We start from the raw sequence: 2841 nt of genomic DNA on the forward strand, positions 1-2841 counted from the left end.
GTTTCCAACTAATCCGCATTAAACCCAGCGGGGGGGAGTTCGGTTTTGGAACCACGACAGAGCAAGGCTTTCAGACCCCCAAATCGACGCACCCCTTTGATAAAAAAATCAACAAAGCAATTTTTGCCAAAATGACGACCCTCAAACCCTCTCCTAGCATGGCATCGACGCAGTTCAACGAGAGAATCAGGGTTCCAGCGATTCTGCGAGGTGCGTCGATGGGGTACCATGCAAAGATGAAAAACCACCTTTTAACCACTCCTAAAAAACTAGAAATGACTAAAAAGCTACTACTATTCATTTATTGAGGTACTTTATACCGATGTGCTTACTTTCTATACTAACCTTAAGTATACAAATTGTCAACCCCTTTAAAAATTTAGAATTTAGAATTTAGAATTTAGTTTTTTTAAATTGGTTAAATCCCATAGAAATTATACCATTTCTGATACGATCGCGTAAGCAGACAAAATAAAGTAAGGGTAGAATAAAATCAAGAAAGTTATATTTTTTATCTTTATCCCTTATGGGTTTAATACCCCACTGTCAGCTTCAGTCCTCCTGACTCCTGACTCCTGACTCCTTCTTCAATATTTATGAGCGATCGCCGTTACTTTTTAAAATTGCTAAGTCTAAGTTTATTGACAACCCAACTCGCTGCCACAAATAAGCGATCGCTCCGGGTTGCCTCAGCAGTATCGCCCCAACCTATCCTCAAACCACCCCGCCTCAAAGTAGGCGATACCGTAGCAGTAGTTAGCCCTGCCACCATGATTTATAAACATCAACTCAAATACATCAATTTAGTTTTAGGGCAACAAAAATTAAAAGTAAAAGTTGGCACCCACGTTCTCGATCGCTATGGATATTTAGCGGGCAAAGATGTCGATCGTGCAGCAGATATCAATGCCATGTTTGCCGATGACGAAGTAAAAGCATTACTAACAACTACAGGTGGTTGGGGTAGTAGTCGCATCTTGCCATTATTAGACTATGATTTAATTCGGAAAAATCCCAAAATTATCATTGGTTATAGCGATATTACTGCCCTGTTATTGGCGATATATGCTCGCAGTGGTTTGGTGACATTCCACGGCCCCTTTGGTACATCTTCCTGGAATAAATTTTCTGTCAGTTATTTCAAAAGTATACTGTTTGAAGGAAAAGCGATGACCTTACAACCTCCCATGAATATTGTGGAAACTATTACAAGTGGAAAAGCACGGGGGCAACTGGTGGGAGGAAACTTGTCTGTGTTAACAGCAACAGTGGGGTCAAATTTTTTACCAGACTGGCGAGGAAAAATTTTATTTGTGGAGGAGATAAGAGAAGATGTTTATCGGGTAGACAGGATGTTGACTCATTTGAGTTTGGCAGGTGTATTGCAACAGTTAGAGGGTTTTGTATTTGCACAATGTACTAGATGTCTGGATGAGGAGGATGATTTTCCCACATTAACTTTATGGCAAGTTTTGATAGATCATATTCGACCTCTAGGTATTCCTGCTTGGTATGGTACAGCGATCGGTCATATTCGGGATAAATTTACAGTACCATTAGGAGTAGAGGTGGAAATAGATAGCGATCGGGGTACGATTCAGATGTTGGAAACTGCTGTGGTTTAGGGAGTTTCGACTTAGTTAACAATTTGCGCAATTCAGTAGACCACTGTAGTTTCATGGAATGTCCCTACAAGGTTTTATTTGTGAAACTGAATTTTGCCCCCCTAGCCCCCCAATTCTGGGGGGAACAAGAATCCATTAGCTGGTAAAAGTCCCCCAAAATTGGGGGATTTAGGGGGCTTTGATGTAGCATATAGCATATTAGCCAAGAATTTCAATCCTTGGGGAACTTCTTCCCTCTTCCTTCTTTCTCCTGCTACAAGAATAGAATTTGGTTAGCTGTGAGTTCAACATTGGGAAATACTTGTGAGACTATCGCCTGCTCCCCCTGGAACACCACATCGTCGTAGAATCCTTCATTTAGAGTCAAAACAGAGATTTGCTGTTGAATTGGATCGATAATCCAGTATTCCGGAATGCCCCGAACAGCATATTCATAACATTTATAGCGGTAGTCTCTGGCCGGATTGTCAGGGGATACGACTTCAATTACGAGTAGTGGTGTAGGCATCTCCAGGGTGATAGTGTTACGAGAACTACCGATGAGTGCTTCCTCCCCTGCTTCAGAGAGAATCATCAGGTCTGGAATTCTGAAGCTAGCTTTAATGCTGGCAACTTGGATTTCAGCATCTTTGTGGCAGATACGAGAGAACGGTAATATCTTCAGGAAGTGAGCGAAGAGAAATGCAGCAATGCGGGAATTTAGATTACTTTCGGGAGGTATTTCTATCAATAGTCCATTGAGTAATTCATAGCGAGTATCAGTGCCGTCGTTATAGTTGAGATACTCTTCAACAGTTAGAATTTTGTTGGATAGTTGAAGTTTGGCCATGATATTCAAAAGCGTTTCCTAACGGAATGCTACGCAAACAGCAATTCAGCAATCAGCTTTGCAAGAAGGGGATTTCAACCCCTCCTAAACAATCCTATGCTTGGGGTTCCAGGGTATTTTAAGCCAGAGCTGCTCAAAGCTGATAGCTAGTTAATTTTTTAGAATTTAGTTGGGAGATACAGCAAATTCCAAGTATATGAAGTACAGATATTAATAATTAAATTTTCCCAGTCCGAGCATCTTGCTCGCGTGATTGTACCTCACCAAAGTGGAATACGCTGTAAGTTCAATATTCTGGTGACAAGACTTTAGTTACTTAACTATAGCTAAGAAAGAATTGGAGATGTCTATTGCTTAGGAAATGTTTTTCCAACTATTCCCTATTCC

Annotated in this window: 3 protein-coding genes; 2 read left to right on the top strand and 1 reads right to left on the bottom strand. The window is 40.9% G+C overall.

The features are described from left to right. Together AC3DU7_RS13735 and AC3DU7_RS13740 are read left to right on the top strand one after the other, a co-directional pair. Window positions 1–308, top strand: a 308-nt coding sequence (locus AC3DU7_RS13735) for a hypothetical protein (RefSeq protein WP_488039895.1), incomplete at its 5' end; no start/stop codon positions are given. Window positions 309–596: 288 nt separating this feature from the next. Further along, window positions 597–1625, top strand: a complete 1029-nt coding sequence (locus AC3DU7_RS13740; protein ID WP_488039896.1) for a S66 peptidase family protein — start codon at window positions 597–599, stop codon at window positions 1623–1625. 253 nt (window positions 1626–1878) lie between these two features. Here AC3DU7_RS13740 and AC3DU7_RS13745 read toward each other — a convergent pair whose 3' ends face one another. Continuing rightward, a complete protein-coding gene (locus AC3DU7_RS13745; protein ID WP_488039897.1) occupies window positions 1879–2454 on the bottom strand; it encodes a Uma2 family endonuclease in 576 nt (191 codons plus the stop codon). Between the last annotated feature and the right edge of the window lie 387 nt (window positions 2455–2841).

The sequence above is a fragment of the Okeania sp. genome (genome assembly GCF_983059655.1).